The following is a 21170-nucleotide window of genomic DNA, read 5'->3' as shown; positions in this document are numbered from 1 at the left end:
CGAAACCGACATGAACGACTTCAACACCCTGGAACTGCTGAAGGACCCGCGTGGTTTCGCCACCCTGTGGCTCAGCCGCGAGGAAAAGAACAACGCCTTCAACGCCGAAATGATCCGCGAGCTGATCCTCGCCCTGGATCAGGTGCAAAGCGATCCGGCCCTGCGTTTCTTGCTGGTGCGCGGCCGCGGCAAGCATTTCAGCGCCGGCGCCGACCTGGCCTGGATGCAGCAGTCGGCCGAACTCGACTACCACACCAACCTCGACGACGCCCGCGAGCTGGCCGAACTGATGTACAACCTGGCCAAGCTGAAGATCCCGACCCTGGCCGTGGTGCAAGGCGCGGCCTTTGGCGGCGCCCTGGGCCTGATCAGTTGCTGCGACATGGCCATCGGTGCCGACGATGCGCAGTTCTGCCTCTCGGAAGTACGCATCGGCCTGGCCCCGGCGGTGATCAGCCCGTTCGTGGTGCAAGCCATCGGCGAACGCGCGGCGCGCCGCTACGCCCTGACCGCCGAGCGTTTCAGCGGCCAGCGGGCCCGGGAAATCGGCCTGCTGGCGGAAAGCTACCCGGCGACCGAGCTGGAACAACAAGTAGCGTCGTGGATCGACAACCTGCTGCTCAACAGCCCGTGCGCCATGCGCGCCAGCAAGGACCTGCTGCGCGAAGTCGGCAACGGCGCCCTGACCCCGGCCCTGCGCCGCTACTGCGAAAACGCCATTGCCCGCATCCGCGTCAGCCCCGAAGGCCAGGAAGGCCTGCGCGCCTTTCTGCAAAAGCGCTCGCCCAGCTGGCAGCCCGACAAGATCACCAAGGAGTCGCGTTAATGAGCGCCCCTGTCCTGACCACCCTGCTGGTGGCCAACCGCGGCGAGATCGCCTGCCGCGTGATGCGCACCGCCAAGGCCCTGGGCCTGACCACCGTGGCCGTGCACAGCGCCACCGACCGTGACGCCCGCCACAGCCGCGAAGCCGACCTGCGCATCGACCTGGGCGGCAGCAAGGCCGCCGACAGCTACCTGCAGATCGACAAACTGATCGCCGCCGCCAAGGCCAGCGGCGCCCAGGCGATTCACCCCGGCTACGGTTTTCTCTCGGAGAACGCCGGCTTCGCCCGCGCCATCGAAGCCGCCGGCCTGATCTTCCTCGGCCCGCCGGCGTCGGCCATCGACGCCATGGGCAGCAAATCGGCGGCCAAGGCACTGATGGAAACCGCCGGCGTGCCCCTGGTCCCCGGTTACCACGGCGAAGCCCAGGACCTGGAAACCTTCCGCGTCGCCGCCGAACGCATCGGCTACCCGGTGCTGCTCAAGGCCACCGCCGGCGGTGGCGGCAAGGGCATGAAAGTGGTGGAGGACGTCAGCCAACTGGCCGAAGCCCTGGCCTCGGCCCAGCGTGAGGCGCAGTCGTCCTTCGGCGATTCGCGGATGCTGGTGGAAAAATACGTGCTCAAGCCGCGCCATGTGGAGATCCAGGTGTTCGCCGACCAGCACGGCAACTGCCTGTACCTCAACGAGCGCGACTGCTCGATCCAGCGGCGCCACCAGAAAGTCGTCGAAGAAGCCCCGGCCCCCGGCCTGAGCGTCGAGCAGCGCAAGGCCATGGGCGAAGCCGCGGTGCGCGCGGCGCAGGCCATCGGTTACGTCGGCGCCGGCACCGTGGAGTTCCTGCTGGATTCGCGCGGCGAATTCTTCTTCATGGAAATGAACACCCGCCTGCAAGTGGAGCACCCGGTCACCGAAGCCATCACCGGGCTGGACCTGGTGGCCTGGCAAATCCGCGTGGCCCAGGGCGAAGCGCTGCCGATCACCCAGGATCAGGTGCCGCTGATCGGGCACGCGATCGAAGTGCGGCTGTACGCCGAGGACCCGGGCAACGACTTCCTCCCGGCCACCGGGCGCCTGGCGCTGTACCGCGAATCGGCGGCGGGTCCTGGACGTAGGGTCGACAGCGGCGTCGAGCAAGGCGACAGCGTGTCGCCGTTCTACGACCCGATGCTCGGCAAGCTGATTGCCTGGGGCGAAAACCGCGAGCAGGCGCGTTTGCGCCTGCTGGCCATGCTCGACGAGTTCGCCATCGGTGGGCTGAAGACCAACCTGGCGTTCCTGCGGCGCATCATCGCCCATCCGGCCTTCGCCGCCGCCGAGCTGGATACCGGCTTTATCCCGCGCTATCAGGATCAGTTGCTGCCACCGGCCAGCGCCTTGAGCGACGAGTTCTGGCAGGCCGCCGCCCAGGCGTTCGCCCAGAGCCAGCCGGATCAGACGCGCGCCGACGACCGCCATTCCCCCTGGGCCAAGGCCAGCGGCCTGCGCATCGGCCTGCCGCGGGAAACCGTGCTGCACCTCGACTGCGAGGGCCAGGACCGGGCGATCAAGCTGGACCCCCACAACGCGGCCATGGCCTTGCACGGCGAGCAGCTGTCGATCGAACACAAGGGGCTGCGCCAGCAGCACCGGGCGATTCGCCAGGGCGACAGCCTGTATCTGCAGTGGCAGGGCGAGATGCACCGGGTCACGGCCTATGACCCAATTGCCGCGGTGGAGGCCAGCCACAGCCATCAGGGCGGCCTGACCGCGCCCATGAACGGCAGCATCGTGCGGGTTCTGGTGCAAGCCGGGCAGAGCGTCGAAGCCGGCGCGCAACTGGTGGTCCTGGAAGCGATGAAGATGGAACACAGCATCCGCGCACCGCAAGCCGGGGTGGTCAAGGCGCTGTATTGCCAGGAAGGCGAAATGGTCAGTGAGGGAAGTGCCCTGGTGGAGCTGGAATAAGCTCCTGAGGCAGAAGATCGTTCCCGCAGCCTTGCGGGAACGATCGTATTTTTACGTCAGAATTTAGCGGTAGCCTGCACCACGACACCAATAATCCGACAATCATCGCTGTAAAGCGCCTTCGGGTAAGTCGGATTCAGCGGCACCAGATAACGCTGCCCACCCTCCTCCACCAGCTTGCGGAAAATCGCTTCGGTGCTGCCCGGGCATTGCACGATCACCAGCTTGCCGGGAACCGCCTCCACCGCCGGGTCCACCAGGATCAACATGTCCTGGGCGATGCTCAGGCCACTGGGGGCAATCATCGCGTCGCCCACCACGACCAGCCAGAAAGCCGAGCCTTCGGCCTGGTAGTCAGAGAGCTCGTAACGCTCGCTGGCGTAGCCCGCGCCACCGGCCTCGCGCACCTCGCCAACGCCCCGCCAGTCGCTGACCGGGTAGCGGAAGTACGGGTTGTACTTCTGCACCAACGACGGCCCTTCCAGCAGCAGCTGGCCCTCGTCATCCACCTGTGGTTTTTCGCGGATCACCAGCGCGACTTCGAGAAAACCCAGGCCGATTTCTTCCAGCACCCGGTTCATGTCTTCGATCTTCGGCTGGCGCCGTTTGCTCAGCCAGTGGCCGATGCCGCCCTGGGACATGCCCAGGCGCTCCGCGAGCTTTTCTTGCGTGACCTTGCGGTCCTTCATGTTGGATTTAACCAACTCGATCCATTTGTCCATGGAGCGGAACAATACGTTGTGTATTTCGGCCCTCAACACACAAGTTGTAGTATTTGAAACCTAGTCACAAATACATTAAGTATTACCATTCCTCAGACCCTCTTATTCCACGTCAAAGGATGGAACCGCTCATGAGCACAACCAGCAAAGATGCACCGGAACTGGAAACCGATGTCGGCTTCAACGCCCTCAAGGACAGCGAGGCCGCCCGTCGGGCCATGGACTACTACTTGAAACCGGCTATTGCAGAAGCGTCGATCGACGAGAAGTTCTTCGAGGTCAAACACAGCATCAGCAGCGAGGAAGCGATGATCCACGCTTCCGACCTGCTGCGCTGCGCCGCGGCCAGTGCCTACGAGGCTGCCGACCACCTGCGGGGTACCCGGCGGGACCTGGCGTTTTCCGTGGTGCACATGATCGACATGGCCAAGGCGCTGGTGGATCGCTCGCTGGACAGCCATCGCCCGGAATGAGTGCCACGGCAGAATTCGCCCACAGCCGATCCGGCCGATGAACAGGGCTGGCAACAGGGACAGGAAATTATTTTCTAAAAGGCGGGGAAAAACATTTGACTTGCAAATGATAATGATTATTATTGCAAGCAACTGGTCGCGAGATCAGTCGATAACCCAAGAGACCTTAGGTCGGACTCCTGGATTATCTCCTCATCAGGCTAATCACGGTTTTTGACCCGGCTTTTTGCCGGGTCTTTTTTTTCTGCCAGTTTTTCTGGCTTGGCTTCAGGCTAATGAAGACTGGGTCCCGCTAAATTGGCGGCGATGATAGCAAAAGAATGCCTCATTGCAAGCCGACGCCCGCCGCAACGGCTCGCAAATGCAAAAACAGCGCTTGAGAATCAATCGCATAGCTTCTAAGCTGCTTTCGCGTCAAGGACGACGCCCCCCCCTCCCGCCGAAATTGCCCCCCTGCAACTCCCCGCCTTGCTAAAGTAACGGCCATAAAAATCCTGCTCAGGAATCATGACCGTGGCCCAAAGCTCGTTTCAAATCTCTGCCAATTTCGACAGCGGCAATATCGAAGTACTGGATGCCAGCAACCCCTCGCAAGTCCTGCTGGCCATCAAGCCCGACACCCGCAGCGCGCATTTCCAGTGGTTCCACTTCAAGGCCAGCGGCCTGCATGTCGGCCAGGAACACTGGTTCCGCCTGAGCAATGCCAGCAAATCCTCGTACAACAAGGCCTGGAGCGGCTACCAGGCGGTGGCGTCCTACGATCACGTCAACTGGTTCCGCGTGCCGACGATTTTTGAAGGCGACACCCTGCGCTTCTGCCTGGAAGCCACCCAGACCCACGCCTGGTTCGCCTACTTCGAACCCTACAGCCGCGGTCGGCACGACTGGCTGATCGATCAGGCACTGACCAAGGCCGGCGCCGAACTGCTGGCCACCGGCAAAAGCGTCGAGGGCCGTGACATCCAGCTGCTGCGCAAAGGCAACGGCGGCGAAGGCCGGCGCAAGGTCTGGATCATCGCCCAGCAGCACCCTGGCGAGCACATGGCCGAATGGTTCATGGAGGGCGTGATCGAGCGCCTGCAGCACCGCGACGATGCCGAGCTGAACAGGCTGCTGGCCAGCGCCGATCTGTACCTGGTACCGAACATGAACCCCGACGGCGCTTTCCACGGTCATTTGCGCACCAACGCCATGGGCCAGGACCTGAACCGCGCCTGGCAGAGCGCCAGCCGGGAGCTCAGCCCGGAAGTGCTGTTCGTCCAGCAGCAGATGGAGCAGTACGGTGTCGACCTGTTCCTCGACGTGCACGGCGACGAAGAAATCCCCCATGTGTTCACCGCCGGCTGCGAGGGCAACCCGGGCTACACGCCGCGCCTGGCCAAGCTCGAGGAGCATTTCCGCAGCCACCTGAAACACAAGACCCGGGACTTCCAGACCACCCACGGCTACACCAGGGACAAGCCCGGCGAAGCCAACATGACCCTGGCCTGCAACAGCGTCGGCGAGAAGTTCGACTGCCTGTCGCTGACCCTGGAAATGCCGTTCAAGGACCATGACGACAACCCCAACCCGCTCACCGGCTGGTCGGGCAAACGCTCGATGCAACTGGGCAAGGACGTCCTCAGCACCGTGGCCGACATGGTCGGCATCCTGCGCTGATCCTGCTGCGCTGGCCGTGGCTCGAACCGCGGCCAGCGTTATTGCACCGGCACCCGCCGGCAATCCTCGGGCCCGAGCAGGCGCCCGTCCGCCGAGCGCAATTCCAGCGGTCGCAGCGGCTGCCCCTGCTCGCGGTCGACCATCAGCGAATGCGCCTCCCCCGGCTCATAGAAATACGCCTCGCCCCACTGCCGCAAACCGATGATCAGGTTGAACAGGCCGTTGCCCTTCTGCGTCAGCACGTACTCCTGATAGGCACTGCCATCCGACGCCGGTAGCACCTCGAAGATGCCATGGGCCACCAGGGTGCGCAGGCGGGCGGCGAGGATGTTCTTGGCCATCCCCAGGTTGCGCTGGAACTCGCTGAAGCGGCGGATGCCGTCGAAGGCATCGCGAATGATCAGCAGCGACCACCAGTCGCCGATAGCGTCCAGCGAACGGGCCACCGGGCATTCGGCGCCCTCCAGGCTTGTGCGTTTGACCATGATGCAGACTCGCGACAGGAAAGTGGTTGCAATATAAAACCAGCCTCTCTACCGTACAACTGGTTTCATAACGCAACCAGAACTCACGGAGCCGAGCATGACCGCCACCATCGCCCCTCTGCCATCCGCCACCATTCCGGCGTCGGTGGTGCTGCTCTTTGCCATTGCCTGCGGGCTGGCGGTGGGCAATGTCTATTACGCCCAACCCCTGCTCGATGCCATGGCCCACAGCCTGGACATGCCGCGAGCGACCATCGGCCTGGTCATCACCCTGACCCAGGTCGGCTATGGTCTCGGCCTGCTGTTCCTGGTGCCGCTGGGCGACCTGCTGAACCGCCGGCGCCTGATCGTCGGCCAGACGAGCTTGTCGGTCGCGGCCCTGTTGATGGTGGCGCTGGCGGCGGACAGCACCTGGCTGTTGCTGGGCATGGCCCTGACCGGGCTACTGGCCGTGGTGACCCAGGTGCTGGTGGCCTATGCCGCCAACCTGGCCGCGCCGGGCGAACGTGGCCGGGTGGTGGGCAGCGTGACCAGCGGCATCGTGCTCGGGATCCTGCTGGCGCGCACGGTATCAGGCACCATGGCCGACCTGGCCGGCTGGCGTTCGGTGTACCTGCTGTCGGCCGGGCTGACCCTGCTGATGGCGCTGCTGTTGTGGCGGGTACTGCCCAAGGTCGAGCAACCGGCGGCAATGCACAGCTACGGCCAGCTGATCCGCTCGCTGTTCGGCCTGTTTCGCGAAGAAAAGGTCCTGCGCGACCGAGCGGTGCTGGCGATGCTGATCTTCGGCGCCGGCACCGTGTTGTGGACCCCGCTGGTGCTGCCCCTGAGCGCCCCGCCGCTGTCGTTGTCCCATACCGAGATCGGCCTGTTCGGCCTCGCCGGGGCGGCCGGGGCCCTGGGTGCTTCGCGTGCCGGACGCCTGGCCGACCGTGGCCTGGGCCAGTGGACCAGCGGCCTGGCGCTGAGCCTGATGCTGGCCGCCTGGTTGCCGATCGCCTACACCCAGTCGTCGCTCTGGGCCCTGTTGCTGGGGGTGATCGTCTTCGACCTGGGTTTACAGGCGGTGCATGTCACCAGCCAGAGCCTGATCTACAGCACCCGCCCCGAGGCCCAGAGCCGCCTGGCCGCAGGCTACATGCTGTTCTATTCGATCGGCAGCGCCAGCGGCTCGATCGGCGCCACGGCCATGTATGCCTGGGCGGGCTGGACCGGGGTGTGCCTGCTGGGCGCCGCGATCAATGGTATGGCGCTGCTGTACTGGCTGTGGAGCCTGAACCCGCGCAAAGCCCTGGTGTGTGCCGGTTGAATTGCGGGGACGGGGCTTCGCGAGCTTGCCCCTGCAAGGGTTATGTAAATCCCTGTAGGAGCGAGCTCGCTCGCGATAAAACCTCGACGACTCCGTTACCTCATTCCTTGCCGCGCAGCATGCTCTCCAGCACCCCGTCGCGGCGCACCCAGCCATGGAACAGCGCCGCCGCCAGATGCAGCAGCACCGTCAAAAACAGCAGGTAGGCGAGAAAGCCGTGAGCCTTGCGCAAAAAAGCGAACAGCTGGGCATTGGCCGGCAGGATCGCCGGCAACTGCAGTGAACTGCCGAGCATCACCGGGTCGCCCGCCGCCGAAATCATCGCCCAGCCCAGCAGCGGCAGGACCAGCATCAGCGCGTACAGCAGCACATGGGAGGCCTTGGCCGCCAACGCCTGCCAGCCCGGCAGGTCCGCCGGCAACGGCGGTTGCCGGGTGGAAAAGCGCACGACCAAACGCACGATCACCAGCAGCAGAATGGCAATGCCCAGCGGCTTGTGCAGGTGGATCAGCCATTGGTGACGCTCGGACACCGAGGCCACCATGCCGGCGCCGATAAACAGCATGGCAATGATCATCAGCGCCATCAGCCAGTGCAGCAGGCGCGCCAATGGCGCGAAGTGGTTCGGTTGGGCACTCATGGGCGGGGCTCCTGGGCAGCGCGGGGCAATGGGTCGACTTCACTGGTACGGCGCAGATAAGAACTGGCGTAGGCCGCCGAACGGGCCGCCAGCAGCGGGTCGTCGGAGGCGGCGATGCCGCTCGGCAACACCAGCGGGTCGTAGTTGATGTCGCGGCATTCGCCATCGTTCTGCGGTTGGCTGCGCTCCAGCACCAGGGTCCCGGCATTCAGCACCTTGCGCTCGCTGGGCCAGGCCTTGCTGGCGTCGTCGGTCGGGTCGCCCGGGTTGGCCAGGGTGATGTTCAAGCGCCAGCGCAACGGCCCCGCGGCCAGGCGCTGCACCAGGTCTTTTTCCAGGAAGTCGTTGCCTTGCGGCGCCACCGCTCCGGGCGCGTCCTGGGTCAGCGGCACCACGCCCCAACGCACGGCCTGACGTTGCCCGCTGGCGCTCACCAGGTAAAACGCGTTGATGCCGTTGTAGGTTTCGGTGGCATAGCTGGCCGAGGGCTTGGCGCCCTTGATCCATTGCAGGAACGGCATGGCTTCGGGGTGGGCGGCGAAAAACGCCGGCACGCTGGTCGGGTTCGGCTTGCCGGTCGCCGGGTCTGGCGCACTGGCTTGCTGCAACTGGTAAAACGCCTCGGGGGTGCCCACCGGGAACACCGGCATGCTGTTCATCCCGGTGCGCCACTGCTGGCCGTTGGCCTGGGTGAAACGCAGGGCCAGGCTGCGGATCGGCACGCTGCTGTCAGGCGCATAGGGATTGCCGGGGGGCAAGGCGAAACGCCCGACCACCGGGGTCCGCGCTTCGTTGAACACCTGGGCGCTGGAATAACTGCGGGCCTCGCCGCTGCTCTCGAAATAACCGGCCACGCACACGCCCTTGGCATGGTTGCGGCGAAAGCCCGGATGCACGCCGTTGTTTTTCTCCAGCACATCCACCAGGGCCTTGGGGGTCAGGCGCTGCGGATCGAAAGTGCCGTTTACATAAGCCATGGCGCCGGCCAGGGCCGCGACCACCAGGGCGATCCCGCCCAGACGCAGGCTCAGGCTGGCCGCGCTCAAGGGCGGACGATCAGGGGGTGATGGACGATCTACCATGAATATCTCCAGGGCCGCGGCCACAGGTGGAAAGGACAGGTCAGACGAGCCCCGGCAGCGGTTATTCCCTGGCCCGCTATTTATTTTTCCGGCACGGGAATAACCTGCACGACCAGGCGTCTGGCTGTTGCAAGCACGCTGTTGCAAGCGTAGCGACTGGCCAACAACCTGCAGGAACCCATGAACGATATCGACGAACAGCTGCGTGAAATCATCCCCCGGCTACGGCGCTTCGCCCTGTCCCTGAGCCGCCAGCCCAGCAGCGCCGACGACCTGGTGCAGGCGAGCCTGGAACGGGCGCTGTCGAGCTGGGGCGAAAAACGCCCCGAGGGCGATCTGCGGGCCTGGCTGTTCGCCATTCTCTACCGGCAGTTTCTCGACGCGCACCGCCGCTCACGGCGTTATGCACGCATGCTGGAATTCTTCACCGGGCGTGACGACGCCCAGCCTTCGGTGGAGCGCAGCGTGGTCGCGCAATCGACCCTGGAAGCCTTCGACCGCCTGCCCGCCGAACAGCGCGCGCTACTGCTCTGGGTCTCGGTGGAAGGCCTGAGCTACAAGGAAGTCGCCACCATCCTCGACGTACCCACCGGCACCGTGATGTCTCGCCTGTCCCGGGCGCGCCAGGCCCTGCGCCAGCTCAGCGACGGCGAAATCAGCAGCCCTTCTTTGCGGATACTCAAATGATCAGCCTTCCCCCCAGCGAACGCGACCTGCATGCCTATGTCGATCATCGGCTCAACGAGAGCGACCGGCGCCTGCTGGAAACCTACCTGAGCAGCCACCCGCAACTCGCCGCCCAGGTCCAGGCCTGGCAACAGGACGCCCAGCAGCTGCGCGCAGCCCTCGGCGGCGCCCTGCAACAACCGGCCAACCCCGACCTCGACCCGGCGCTGATTCGCCAGCGTCTCAAGCGCCAGTCGCGCCGCCACCTGGCCAGCGCCGCGCTGCTGTTGATCGCCCTCGGCGTCGGCGGCCTGAGTGGCTGGCAGGCGCGGGAAATGACCCTGGCCAGCGCCCCGCTGCCAATGACCGACGCCCTGCAGGCCTACCGCCTGTTTGCCCAGCAAGGCGTCCTCCCGGCCGACCTCAAGGTCCAGGGCAACGGCGCCATGCAGGCCTGGCTCGACCGCTACTTCACCCAGGCCGAGCGCCTGCCGGACCTGCGCGAGTCCGGCTTCCAGGCAGTCAGCGGGCGCCTGCTGAGCACCGATCAAGGGCCGGCGGCGATGGTGTTGTACGAGGACCAGGGCGGGCACAGGATCAGCTTCTATATCCGCCCACCGGGACCGAAGAACTACCTGCTGCCCCGAGGCAGCCGCAGCGATGGCGAACTGCAGGCCGACTACTGGTCCGACAGCGGCTACAACTACGCCATGGTCAGCCCCAGTGGTTCGGCGGTGGCGCAGCGGCTGCAGGACACCCAGAAGTTCTGAGCCACGACAGCCGCACGCCCGTGGACCGGCCTTGAGACCGCCAGAGGTCCTTCGGACCTATCGCAGCCTGCGGCAGCGGCTACACCTCTCCCGAGAGCCGCTACTCTCCTGCTGTAGCCGCTGGCGCAGCCTGCGATCGGCAGCGCAGCGGCCGCAGGATATCCAGGTCACCACCGGCCTGAGACCGACACGATATGGACGGTAATCCTCCGTCCCCATCGCTCGTACCGGCACCCAGCGCCAGCAACCGCTCTCCCCGCCTAGAACCCCACATCCAGCACCACATTGTCGATATAGGTCCCCGCCGGCGGCGTGGCCTGGTCGGTGTAGATCCGGGCGTTGTAGTTGAATACCTGGCTGCCGGTGCCCAGGCCGTTGCCCGGATTCACCTCGGCATCGGAACTGGCCCGCCGCGCCGCGCCCACGCTGCCCCAGCGGGTGGTGCCGGCACTCTTGAAGATGTCGTAGGCCAGGTAGTTGCTCCCCGAGATCATCCGCCGCCGCCCGCCCACGCTGACGGCATGCTGGCCATCGTCCAGGCCCACGGTGTAGGCACTGCCCTTGGTACAGGCGAGGTTGATGGTCTGCCCGCTGACGGTGACGAAGGCACTGATCACCGGCGCACTGCCGAAACTGATATTGGGCGCGGTGATCACGCAATCGTTGGCCACCGTCAGGTTAACCGTCAGGCTGGCGACGCCGCTGCCGATATCGCGCCCCAGGCAGATCCCAAGCGCGCCGATCCCCGAGCAGTAGTTCCAGCTCCAAGCGATGCTCAGGGTTTCCGTATAGATACCCGCAGCCACATTGCTGCCGGTGATGCTGCTCAAGTAGATCGGCACCGCCTTGGCTACGGTCGGGCTGCCTACCAGCCCCAGGGCGTCGGCGATGGAGTTGCGCGCGAAGTCGAACTGCACACCGCGAGTGATGGGGTAATTGGTGCTGTTGTCGCCATAGATCGTATAACCGATGACATCGCCGGTCGGCCCCAACAACCCGCTCTGCGAGGAGGTGATGGTGGCGTAGAAGTGGTCGTTGCTGGCCAGCAGGGTCAGCAACGAGCCGGTGCAAGCCAGGCCGGCATTGGTGCTGGAAGCCGACTGCGAAGTGGTGCGCACCAGGATCGAGCTGAGAGTGCCGAAACTCGCCGGCGAGGTACTGACCACCGAACACAGGGCCTGGGCCGCCCCCGGCAACAGCAGCGCCATCAGCAACAGCCCCTGGCCCCAATAGCGACGTAACCTGTCCATGTTCACCGCCTCCCGATTCCGTTCATGAATCCTCACTGGCACAGCAAAGGCCCGATCAACGGCACCTGTTCCTGCTCCGGCTCCAGGGTAAAGCTCACCTGGCAACTGCTGCCGTCGGCCAGGCTGACCCGCAGGCTGTTGTTCGGCGCCAGGTTTTCCAGGTACACCAGGCCATCCCAGCCCACCACTGCCTGGGCGCCGCTCTGCTCGTGAGTCACCAGGCTGCCCAGGGGCAGCTCCTGGTGCCGGGCGTCCACCAGGACCACGCTGGCGGCGACGATGCGGGTCAAGGGGAACGCCACCAGATAGCCACTGCCGCGACGCACCGCGACCCGCTGTTCGACCAGCGGGCTCTGCACGTTGGCCGGCAGGTTCAACGGGTCGATCTCGTATTTGCCGCGGTAATAGGCGCTGCTCCAGGGCACCAGCAGATGGCCGTTCTTATCGGTGCGTCCCACCAGCTGGTTTTCATAGCGCACCGGAATATCCCGGTAGCCGTCGGTGCTGACCACCACGAAAGCGTCGTCGATGCGGTTGGCGGCGAACACCTGGCGGTCCATCCACACCAGCGAACCGCTGGCATCGGCCCAGCGGGTTTCGGCCTCGCTGGAACCATAGACCCCGGCCTGCAATTGCACCGACTGCAAACGCCAGGTCAGGTCGGCCTGGCGGTAGGCCGGCGCGTCGCCCTGGGCATAACCGAGATTGAAGCCGACGCCCCCTTCGCTGGGCACCGCCCGGCTGTAGTTGACCCGCTGCCGGTCCTGCCCGTCCTTGTTGCGCTCGCTGCTCAGGCTCAGGCTGCCGTGGAGGTCGAACGGAATCACCAGTTGGGCCTGGACCGCCCAGTTGCTGTCGCCGATCTCGCGGTTGGCCGACAGGTAGAAACTGCTGCTGCGCCACAGCGGCTTGCTCCAGGTCAGGTTAAGCAGGCGGGTGCGCGAGTCGTCCGTGGCGCGCACATCGAAATAACCGACACCGAGGCTGCCGTAGCGCTCGAGGTTGAGGCTCAGGGTCAGTTGCTCACTGCGCTGGCTGAGGCTGGCGTAGGGGCTGTCCACCACCGTCAGGTCGGCGTAGCCATCGCGGCGCTGCATGCGCTGGTAGGACAGGCTGTAGCGCTGGCTGCTGTACTGATAACCGAGGCTGACCTGCTGCCCGCCCTGGCCGTCGAAGCGGCTCTGGCTGATGGCGCTGTTGAGCACGCCGAAGTTGCCCAGGCGCAGGTTGCCACCGAAACCGCCGAGGGTCAGGGACTGCGCCGCCTCGGCGTGGCCTTCCAGGGTCAGGTTGTCGCTCAGGCCGTAGCGCAGGCTGCCGGAAGTGACGCCGGGGCCGTAGCTGAAATCCCGCAGCGTGTAGTCACGGCGCAGGGTCCCGGCGGCCACCGAGAAATCGCTCAGGCCTTTTTGCAGCAGGCTGCTGGTGACATAGAACGGCACGGTGGTGGACACCTGTCGCCCCAGGGCATCGGTGGTCACCACCACGGCCTCGCCGGCACCGTTGATGAACGGGATATTGGTCAGGGTGTAGGGCCCCGGCTGCAGGTCGGCGCTGCTGGACTTGTAGCCGTTGATAAACAGGTCCACCGAGGACGGCACCGCCGCCTCCCCCGCGAACTGTGGCAAGGGGTAGGTCACCAGGTCCGGGCGCACGGCAAAATCGCGCGACAGTTGCACACCGCCCAAGCGCACCGAGTTGCTCCAGGGCAAGGCGCCGCTGACCAGGTCGCCGGCCTCGTAGGTCAGCAAACGCTCGTCGTCGGAGTAACGCCAGGTGGTGTCATAGCGCCGGTAGCCGTTGTTCAGCGTGCCCTCGCCCAGGCCGGAAAAGGTCCGCCGGTACTGGCCGGTATTGGACAGGGTGCCCCAGCCGTCGAACAGCCGCACCTCGTTCCAGGCCGCCAGGTAGGTGCCGGCATCGTCGGTGTCGTTGAGGTACAGATCGTAATTGAGCAAGGCGCCGAAACTGCTCAGCGCCGGGGTTCGTGGATAGGCCTGGCGGCTGCCGATCAATTGCTCCGGCAGCCAGTCCGGCGGCACCTCCAGCAACAGCCGCTGGCCCTGGCTGTCGTAGTCGCTGTGCAGCCCTTGCAGGCTGTCGAGGGCGACCTGGGCGTCGAGCCCGTCGGGCAATTTCATCCCGCTTTCCCGCAGGGCCTGGGCCGGTACGAACAGGCGTCCGGCACGTTGCTCGACGGCGATCACTCGCCCGGTATTCATCTGATTGACCACCAGTTCCAGAAACAACTGGGCATCGCTGATCGCTTCCATGCCGCTGGGCGGCGGCGGCAGTTCGCCACCCGGGCTGCCGGAGGCGAACACCCAGCAACACAGCCCGCTCACCGCCCACCCCGGGCGCCAGAAACGACGAGCCGCGCCGAGGTTCATTGAAGCGTTACGCCCATCGATGGACACCTTTCTTCCATGGCCAGCAGTGACTGCCGCTACCGGTCAGCCTGAATCACCGATCGCCGGACAGCCCCGCACCCTTGTCTGCCCGCAGCGGTAGATGGCCTCAGCGGGCCGGCGCAACGTTCTGCACCTGCGGCGCGCCAATGACCCGCACCTGCAACGCCGCGTCCGCGGTTGGCGCGGCGGGCACCGGCCAACGCATGATTGCCCCCGGCAGCACGTAGCCCAGCAGCCCTTCCACCAGCGGCCGGGTCTGCCCCGCCTGCTTGAGCGCCACGTCGGTCAGGCGCGCATGCACCGCGCCCTGGTTGCGTACCTCGACGTAATTGCGGCCATCCACCGCTACCTTGCGCCAGCTCAGCTCGGGCACGCCGGCGCTTTTCGGATCACGTTGGCGAGTGCTGTCTTCCTTGCTCCAGAGCCCGGCACCGTAGGCGAACAGCGGCACCGAATAACGCATCTGGAAACGGATGGCCGCCGCCGTCTTACCCTCGCCTTCGGCAATCGGCGGCTGCGCCAAGGGGATTTCATCGATGATGATCCGGTAGGCCAGCTCCTGGCCGGGCGGGACTTCGCGGGTCCGGGTCAGGCGCACCAGTTGCCTCTGCCCGGGCGCGATCTTCGCCACCGGCGGGCTGCCGATCACCTCCCGCTGGTTCTGGTACTGGTCCTCGAAGCCGCTCTGGCTCCAGGCAAAGACCCGGATCTGCAGGTTCGCGGTTTCCGTGCCGCGGTTTTCCAGCCACAGCGCGCTGGCCTGCTGGTCAGCCTCCAGCACCGGGTCGATCGGCCAGATCAGCACCGAGCTGGCGGCCCTTGCCTGAACCGCCCCCAGCAACGCCAGGGCCAGCACGGCACAAGCAACGACCTGCAACCGCCGGGAAGTCGAATACATACCGCTACTCCTTATGGTCTTGCTCCATCACCACGACAGCTGCACCTGCAGCACATCGCTGTACGTCCCCCCAGGCTGATTACCCGGTAATTGCACCTGGCCATAGATCGGCAGGCTGATGTTGTTCGCGTCGCTATAGGCCACCGCCACGCTCTGGCCGATGCCCAGGCTCTGGCTGAACGCGGCGTCGCGAAACAGCTGATAAGCCACCCGCGCACTGCCGCCATCGAGCTGCATGTGCCGTCCGCTGCTGTTGTGCTGGCCGCCGTCGACGCTCATGTTCAGGGTCACCCCCGGCGTGCATTGCAGTTGCACGCTGTTCGCCAGGGCGACCTGCAGCGTGCTGGTGGACAACGCCGACTGGCTGCCGAAGTTCAGGTTGCCGTAATTGCTCACGCCACCCACCACCAGGCACCCGGCGACCACCGTGGCGCTCACCTGGAAGCTCTGGCTGGTCACCGCCGCCAGGGGCAGCGGCAGGCTGCTGGCACCGAGCAGTACCAGCGCTGCGCAAGCGTGACGGGCCATGGCGTCAGAAGGTCAGTTCGACGGCGACGGTATCGGTGTAGGTGCCCGCCGGCAGGCCAGCCTTGCCGAGCGCCTTGCCGTAGATATTGACGGTCTGCGCCACGCCGGTGCTGGTGGCCAGGTTGATGGCATCGTCGATGGCCAGGAGCTGCGTGTGCCCGGAGTCGGTGTACAAGTCGTAAGGCACGAAGTTGCCGCTGCCATCGGCCAGGGCCCGGGTGCCGCCGGCGGACTGGCCGTCATGGGTGCCCGCGCGGACCGTCACCACCGGGCTGGTGCCGCTGGAACAGAGGATCGACAAGGCCCCGCCGCCGCCACCGAGTACCTGGGCCGTAGCCTGGGTGAACAGGCTGTCGGTGGTGCCGAAGTTCAGGGCGCCGAAGTTCAGGCCGCTGCTGCCGCCCGCGCCATTGACCTGGCAACTGCTGGTGAGAATCAGGCTGGACGTGATCTGGCCGGTGACCGTCGCGGCCTGGGCCACGGAAAACATGGCCAGTCCAAGCAGCGACAAGGCGATCCGGGATACAAGCATGTGCATGACATTCGTCCTCTTTGGGTTTACCAATCCAGCGTCACCGTCAGGGTGTCGGTGTAGACCCCTGCCGGCAGCGCCCGGCTATTCGCGACCACCGAGCCAAACACCGGGATCGGTACCTGGGCCCCACTGGTAACGGCGAAATTGCGTTGCTGACCGATGCTGTAGCTGTCGCTGCCGGAGGCATCGAGGAACAGCCGATAGGCAATGGTCTGGCGACCATTGCTCAGGCGCCGGGTGCTGCCGTCGCCATTGCGGCCGCCGTCGATGGTCACGGTGAAGCCGGTCACCGAAGGGTTGCAGGCCACCTCCAGGCGTCCGCTGCCGCTACCGCTGACATTGGCTCTCAGGGGCGCACTCCAGGTCGGGCCATGCTGGCCGAAATCCAGCAGGCCTAAGTCGTCGACCGGATTCTCGGGCGTGCGGGTCGCGCCATTGGTCACTTCACAGCCGGCGATAATGGTCAGCCGCGCGTGTATCTGCTCGCTGATCGCCGCTTGCGCATGGTCGGCCAGCAGTAGCAGGGAACCCAGGGCCGCCAGCGCCCGGCGTCTACTTGTCATACCGCATCCATCCCAGATCTCTCCCTTGACCGCTCACGGCGAGGCGACCTCCCTGTACTGCCCGGATCCACCGGACGGCTCCTTCACGGCCACTACCAGGTGACCGTCACTTTCAGCAGATCGGAATAACGGCTGACCCGCGGGATCTCGGCCAGCGGTTCGATCCGCCCGTACAACGGCAGGTCCACCGAACCCGAATCCGGCACCCGGCCGCTCACCGGCACATTCACCGTCAGCGGAATGCGCCGGGCCGCGTCCTGGTACAGGCGATAGGGAATGGGCTTGCTGTGTTCGGCACTGCCGGCCAGGTAGCGCACTTCGCCGACGCCCCCGTGTTGCCCGCCATCGACGCGCACTTGATAAGGGGTGTCCGGGTTGCACTCGAGCCTGGGCAGGCGAGTGTCGAGCAACGCCGCGCTGAGGGGGCCGGCGGGATTGTCGAGACGCGGGCTGCTGCCGAAATCCAGCACGCCCAGTTGCTCGACGCCGGCGTCGCGCTGCTGCCCCACCAGCTGGCAGCCACGCTGCACGTCGACCCGGACCTCCACCTGGAGTTCCACGGCCGATGCTGTCGCGGCGAGCAGCATGCTCATGACTGCAAAAAACCGGCTTGCCATTCAACGCCTCAATCCTTTTGAGGAACGGTAGGTACAGCTCAGGTTAATCAGCGCCGGGGAAATCGCCAGCGCCGGGGGCAAGCCGCCCGCCAATAAAACAGCCCCCTGGGCGCCCGATGCACCATGGGCGAACACAGTGACACGGGCAAAAAACTGTACCGACCAGAACTTTTCGTAGAACCAATCAGCGCCTTCAGACAGCGCTGGATGCCGGGCCGGGGATTGGTTAAATTACCGCGCCGGTTCCAGGGGGGGAGCTGGCCTGGAACCATCGGGGTGACACCATTGGCCGCTTTACCGCCAAACCGCTCGCTACGCCCATCGCGCTGGCCCAGGCTGCGCGCGTTCTTCGGCAAGGCCTTCGCCCGGCCCGCCGCCAGCACCAGCCACGGCCGAGTGATTCACGAGTATTTCCGGCACAAGGCCCACGACCAGGGCTACACCCTCAGCCACAGCCAGCAGCGGGTGATCGACTACATGGCCCAGCAGGCCAACGCCCTGCTCCAGCCAGACGCCAAGCCAAACGCCGGCCGCAGCCTGTACCTTTATGGCGCGGTGGGACGGGGCAAGAGCTGGCTGCTGGACGGTTTCTTCCACGCCATCCCGCTGGCGGAAAAACAGCGCCTGCACTTCCACGATTTCTTCGCCCAACTGCACCAGGGCATGTTCCGTCACCGCGAACAGCCCGATGCCCTGGAGGCCACCCTCGACGAACTGCTCAGCCACTGCCGCGTATTGTGCTTCGACGAGTTCCACGTCCACGACATCGGCGACGCGATGCTGATCACGCGGCTGTTCAAGGCCCTGTTCCAGCGCGGCATCCTGCTGCTGGTGACCTCCAACTACGCGCCCCAGGGCTTGCTGCCCAACCCGCTCTACCACGCGCGCTTCAAGCCAGTGATCGACCTGATCGCCAGCCGCATGCAGGTGATGGAGGTCGGCGGCCCCCACGACTACCGCAGCCAGCCCCGCAGCCATTCGCAGCAGGTGTTCACCCAGGGCCGTTACCTGTGGCCCGGCAGCGAGCAGCAGCGCCTGAGCCTGGGCCTGCCGCGGCGCAACGGCCCGACCTCGGCGCTGATGGTCGGCGCGCGCCAGCTCCAGGTACGGTTGTGCGAACAACACAGCGTGGGTTTTGCCTTCAGTGACCTCTGCGAACAGCCGACCGCGGTCATGGACTACCTGGAGCTGAGCCGGCGTTTCGACCACTGGATCATCGACGAGCTACCCGAGCTGGGCGAATGCCCGATTGCCGTGCAGCAACGCTTTATCAACCTGATCGACGTGCTGTACGACCAGGACAAGCACCTGACCCTGATCGGCGAACGCTCCCTGCGCGAAAGCCTGGGCGGTAACGCCATCGACCTGGCGCGCACCCGCAGCCGCCTGGGCCAGCTGCAGGAAATCAGCGCGGATACGCCGCCGGGCTGAACCGGCGGTCGCCACCCACCGCTCCACGCCGCTATCATGGCGGCCATTTCCAGGGCCACGCGCCCTCCTCCTGCCTGAGTGTCGAACCTGTTCATGGATACCCTTGCCCAACTGCGAGCCGGCCAATTGGCCGGCCTCAAGCGTCTGGACCTGTCTTGCGGGCTGAGCGAATTCCCCCGGGAAATCTTCGACCTGGCGGACTCGCTGGAAGTCCTCAACCTCAGCGGCAATGCCCTGAGCAGCCTGCCGGACGACTTGCACCGCCTGACCCGCCTGCGGGTGCTGTTCTGCTCCGATAACCTCTTCACCGAGATGCCTGCCTGTGTCGGCCAGTGCGCGCAACTGAGCATGGTCGGCTTCAAGGCCAACCGCATCGCGCGGGTGCCCGCCGCCGCCCTGCCGCCGCTGTTGCGCTGGCTGATCCTCACCGACAACCGCATCGAGGAACTGCCGGACGAGCTGGGCCAGCGCCCGCACCTGCAAAAGCTGATGCTCTCTGGCAACCGCCTGACCCGGTTGCCCCAGAGCCTCGGCCAATGCCAGCAGTTGGAGCTGATCCGCATTGCCGCCAACCGGCTCAGCGCACTGCCGGCCTTCCTGCTTGGCCTGCCGCGCCTGACCTGGCTGGCCTATGCCGCCAACCCGCTGGAATCCGAGGCCGATGCAGCGGCGCTAGAGTCGGTGGCGCAGATTCCCTGGGCCGAGTTGGATTTGCAGCAGCGCCTGGGCGAAGGCGCCTCCGGGGTGATTCACCAGGCCCGCTGGCAGCCCCCCGGGCAAGCGCCAAGCGAGGTGGCGGTCAAGCTGTACAAGGGCAGCATGACCAGCGACGGCTCGCCGCTGCATGAAATGAACGCCTGCATCAGCGCCGGCCGACACCCGAACCTGATCCGGGTCGAAGGCCGGATCAGCGATCATCCCGAAGGGCAGAACGGCCTGGTGATGCAGTTGATCGAGCCGAGCTACCGCAACCTGGCGGCCTTGCCGAGCCTGGCCTCCTGCACCCGGGACATCTACGACGAGCGCACCCGCTTCAGCGCCGACGCGGCCTTGCGCATGGCCCGCGGCATCGCTTCGGTCGGCGCGCACCTGCACCACCAGGGCATCACCCACGGCGACCTGTACGGCCATAACATTCTGTGGAACCCACAGGGCGAATGCCTGCTGGGGGATTTTGGCGCGGCGTCCTTCCATGCGCTGGCCGACACCGAGGAAACCCGGGCCCTGCAACGCATCGAAGTACGGGCCTTCGGCATTCTGCTGGAAGAGTTGCTGGCAAGGATCGAGTCGGGCCTGAGCCCGCGGCAGCATGAACGCCTGGCGGCGCTGGTCAACGACTGCTGTCAGCCGCAGGTGCTGGCGCGGCCGGGGTTTGCCGAAGTCGGGGACGTGTTGCGGGGGATTTGAAGAGCATCGCCAGCCAACTCGCTCCTGCTGGAGCTTGCCGGCTGGCGCAAGAATCACTCAGCTAGCGCGATTCACCGGGCCGGGCTCAACCCGCCAGGCCGACGAACATGTCCTGCACGTCGTCATGGTTGTCCAGGCCTTCGAGGAAGGCTTCGACTTCCGCCATCTGCTCGTCGGACAGGCCGCTGACCGGGTTCTTCGGCTGGTAGCCGAGCTTGGCCGAGAGCACGGTGAAGCCTTGCTCGGGCAGGGCTTTCTGCACCGCGTCGAGGTCGGCAGGCTCGGTCAGGAACAGGGTCGCGCCCTCGTCCCCCGGCTCGAAATCCTGGGCCCCGGCTTCGATGGCCGCCAGCTCCGGATCGGCGTCCGGGCTGTCCGGCGCGGCTTCGATCATGCCGACATGGTTGAAGTCCCAGGACACCGAACCCGAAGCGCCCAGCTGGCCCTTGCGGAAAGCCACGCGGATTTCCGCCACGGTGCGGTTGATGTTGTCCGTCACGCATTCGACGATCAGCGGTACCTGGTGCGGCGCGAAACCTTCGTAGGTCACGCGGTGGTACTGCACGGTCTCGCCGAGCTGGCCCGAACCTTTCTTGATTGCACGCTCCAGGGTCTCGCGGGGCATCGAGGCCTTTTTCGCCTGCTCCACCACCAGACGCAGGTGTGCGTTGGTGGCGACGTCAGCGCCGTTGCGGGCGGCAATGGTGATCTCTTTGACCAGCTTGCCGAAGATCTTGCCCTTGGCGTTGGCTGCTGCTTCTTTGTGTTTAACCTTCCACTGTGCGCCCATTACTCACTCTCTTTGATCTGTGGCGTCGAGTTGGATGTGGCCGACGCGATGGGCAAGTTTATACGGCCTGAAGGCACCAATCGACCAAAAAGTCAGATCCGCGACCACCTGTCCCGCATCGGATCCCGTGGCGACCTTCCCTGAATAGTGGTCGCGAAAGCA

21 protein-coding genes are annotated in these 21170 nt (G+C 65.5%); 9 read left to right on the top strand and 12 right to left on the bottom strand.

Annotation, left to right across the window (positions count from 1 at the left end; all coding sequences use genetic code 11):
• Positions 1–10: 10 nt before the first annotated feature.
• Entirely contained in the window at positions 11–826 is an 816-nt protein-coding gene (locus tag BM019_RS27695; protein ID WP_009044620.1) for a gamma-carboxygeranoyl-CoA hydratase, read from the top strand.
• A complete protein-coding gene (locus BM019_RS27690) occupies positions 826–2772 on the top strand; it encodes an acetyl/propionyl/methylcrotonyl-CoA carboxylase subunit alpha (RefSeq protein ID WP_092421905.1) in 1947 nt (648 codons plus the stop codon). The genes BM019_RS27695 and BM019_RS27690 overlap by 1 nt, the downstream gene beginning before the upstream one ends.
• A gap of 56 nt (positions 2773–2828) precedes the next feature.
• On the opposite strand, the gene BM019_RS27685 is transcribed toward BM019_RS27690, so the two are convergent.
• Positions 2829–3494 carry a LexA family protein gene (locus BM019_RS27685; RefSeq protein WP_009044622.1) on the bottom strand — a complete coding sequence of 222 codons (666 nt, stop codon included), beginning with the start codon at positions 3492–3494 and terminating at the stop codon, positions 2829–2831.
• A gap of 131 nt (positions 3495–3625) precedes the next feature.
• On the opposite strand from BM019_RS27685, the gene BM019_RS27680 reads away from it, so the two are divergent.
• Both BM019_RS27680 and BM019_RS27675 read left to right on the top strand, forming a co-directional pair.
• Positions 3626–3967, top strand: a complete 342-nt coding sequence (locus BM019_RS27680; protein WP_009044623.1) for a DUF6124 family protein — start codon at positions 3626–3628, stop codon at positions 3965–3967.
• 507 nt (positions 3968–4474) lie between these two features.
• The gene (locus BM019_RS27675) at positions 4475–5626 is read left to right on the top strand and encodes a M14 family metallopeptidase (protein WP_085534095.1); all 1152 of its coding nucleotides are present in this window, start codon (positions 4475–4477) and stop codon (positions 5624–5626) included.
• A gap of 38 nt (positions 5627–5664) precedes the next feature.
• On the opposite strand, the gene BM019_RS27670 is transcribed toward BM019_RS27675, so the two are convergent.
• Positions 5665–6111 carry a winged helix-turn-helix transcriptional regulator gene (locus BM019_RS27670; protein WP_085534093.1) on the bottom strand — a complete coding sequence of 149 codons (447 nt, stop codon included), beginning with the start codon at positions 6109–6111 and terminating at the stop codon, positions 5665–5667.
• Between the two features lie 97 nt (positions 6112–6208).
• Between BM019_RS27670 and BM019_RS27665 the strand changes: the two genes are divergently transcribed.
• A complete protein-coding gene (locus tag BM019_RS27665; RefSeq protein WP_092421902.1) occupies positions 6209–7420 on the top strand; it encodes an MFS transporter in 1212 nt (403 codons plus the stop codon).
• Between the two features lie 100 nt (positions 7421–7520).
• Here BM019_RS27665 and BM019_RS27660 read toward each other — a convergent pair whose 3' ends face one another.
• Positions 7521–8060: a cytochrome b gene (locus tag BM019_RS27660; protein WP_009044627.1), complete on the bottom strand. Its 540-nt coding sequence runs from the start codon at positions 8058–8060 to the stop codon at positions 7521–7523.
• Positions 8057–9142 carry a catalase family peroxidase gene (locus BM019_RS27655; protein WP_092421899.1) on the bottom strand — a complete coding sequence of 362 codons (1086 nt, stop codon included), beginning with the start codon at positions 9140–9142 and terminating at the stop codon, positions 8057–8059. Before BM019_RS27655 ends, BM019_RS27660 begins: the two co-directional genes overlap by 4 nt.
• Positions 9143–9322: 180 nt before the next feature.
• Here BM019_RS27655 and BM019_RS27650 point away from each other — a divergent pair, with 180 nt between their 5' ends.
• Both BM019_RS27650 and BM019_RS27645 read left to right on the top strand, forming a co-directional pair.
• A complete protein-coding gene (locus tag BM019_RS27650; protein ID WP_009044629.1) occupies positions 9323–9829 on the top strand; it encodes an RNA polymerase sigma factor in 507 nt (168 codons plus the stop codon).
• Positions 9826–10578 (top strand): anti-sigma factor family protein, encoded by a 753-nt coding sequence (locus tag BM019_RS27645; protein ID WP_092421896.1) that lies wholly within the window; start codon positions 9826–9828, stop codon positions 10576–10578. Before BM019_RS27650 ends, BM019_RS27645 begins: the two co-directional genes overlap by 4 nt.
• Positions 10579–10838: 260 nt before the next feature.
• Here BM019_RS27645 and BM019_RS27640 read toward each other — a convergent pair whose 3' ends face one another.
• The 7 genes from BM019_RS27640 to BM019_RS27610 all read right to left on the bottom strand — a co-directional run bounded on the left by BM019_RS27640 (position 10839) and on the right by BM019_RS27610 (position 17380).
• Entirely contained in the window at positions 10839–11828 is a 990-nt protein-coding gene (locus BM019_RS27640; RefSeq protein WP_092421893.1) for a Csu type fimbrial protein, read from the bottom strand.
• 32 nt (positions 11829–11860) lie between these two features.
• Positions 11861–14218, bottom strand: a complete 2358-nt coding sequence (locus BM019_RS27635) for a fimbria/pilus outer membrane usher protein (protein WP_092421890.1) — start codon at positions 14216–14218, stop codon at positions 11861–11863.
• Between the two features lie 127 nt (positions 14219–14345).
• Positions 14346–15137: a fimbrial biogenesis chaperone gene (locus BM019_RS27630; RefSeq protein WP_092421887.1), complete on the bottom strand. Its 792-nt coding sequence runs from the start codon at positions 15135–15137 to the stop codon at positions 14346–14348.
• A 27-nt stretch (positions 15138–15164) separates the two neighbouring features.
• Positions 15165–15665: a Csu type fimbrial protein gene (locus BM019_RS27625; RefSeq protein ID WP_092421884.1), complete on the bottom strand. Its 501-nt coding sequence runs from the start codon at positions 15663–15665 to the stop codon at positions 15165–15167.
• A 4-nt stretch (positions 15666–15669) separates the two neighbouring features.
• Positions 15670–16203, bottom strand: coding sequence for a Csu type fimbrial protein (locus BM019_RS27620; protein WP_092421881.1), 534 nt, complete (start codon positions 16201–16203; stop codon positions 15670–15672).
• Between the two features lie 20 nt (positions 16204–16223).
• Positions 16224–16763 (bottom strand): Csu type fimbrial protein, encoded by a 540-nt coding sequence (locus BM019_RS27615; RefSeq protein ID WP_092421878.1) that lies wholly within the window; start codon positions 16761–16763, stop codon positions 16224–16226.
• Between the two features lie 92 nt (positions 16764–16855).
• Positions 16856–17380, bottom strand: a complete 525-nt coding sequence (locus BM019_RS27610; RefSeq protein ID WP_092421875.1) for a Csu type fimbrial protein — start codon at positions 17378–17380, stop codon at positions 16856–16858.
• Between the two features lie 285 nt (positions 17381–17665).
• On the opposite strand from BM019_RS27610, the gene zapE reads away from it, so the two are divergent.
• Both zapE and BM019_RS27600 read left to right on the top strand, forming a co-directional pair.
• Positions 17666–18811, top strand: a complete 1146-nt coding sequence (zapE, locus tag BM019_RS27605; RefSeq protein ID WP_092421872.1) for a cell division protein ZapE — start codon at positions 17666–17668, stop codon at positions 18809–18811.
• A 93-nt stretch (positions 18812–18904) separates the two neighbouring features.
• A complete protein-coding gene (locus BM019_RS27600; RefSeq protein ID WP_092421869.1) occupies positions 18905–20218 on the top strand; it encodes a leucine-rich repeat-containing protein kinase family protein in 1314 nt (437 codons plus the stop codon).
• An 85-nt stretch (positions 20219–20303) separates the two neighbouring features.
• Here BM019_RS27600 and BM019_RS27595 read toward each other — a convergent pair whose 3' ends face one another.
• Positions 20304–21008 (bottom strand): YebC/PmpR family DNA-binding transcriptional regulator, encoded by a 705-nt coding sequence (locus tag BM019_RS27595; RefSeq protein ID WP_007927175.1) that lies wholly within the window; start codon positions 21006–21008, stop codon positions 20304–20306.
• Between the last annotated feature and the right edge of the window lie 162 nt (positions 21009–21170).

It is taken from the genome of Pseudomonas sp. NFPP07, assembly GCF_900115645.1.
GTDB lineage: Bacteria > Pseudomonadota > Gammaproteobacteria > Pseudomonadales > Pseudomonadaceae > Aquipseudomonas > Aquipseudomonas chlororaphis.
This window is presented reverse-complemented; position numbering and strand designations above follow the sequence as displayed.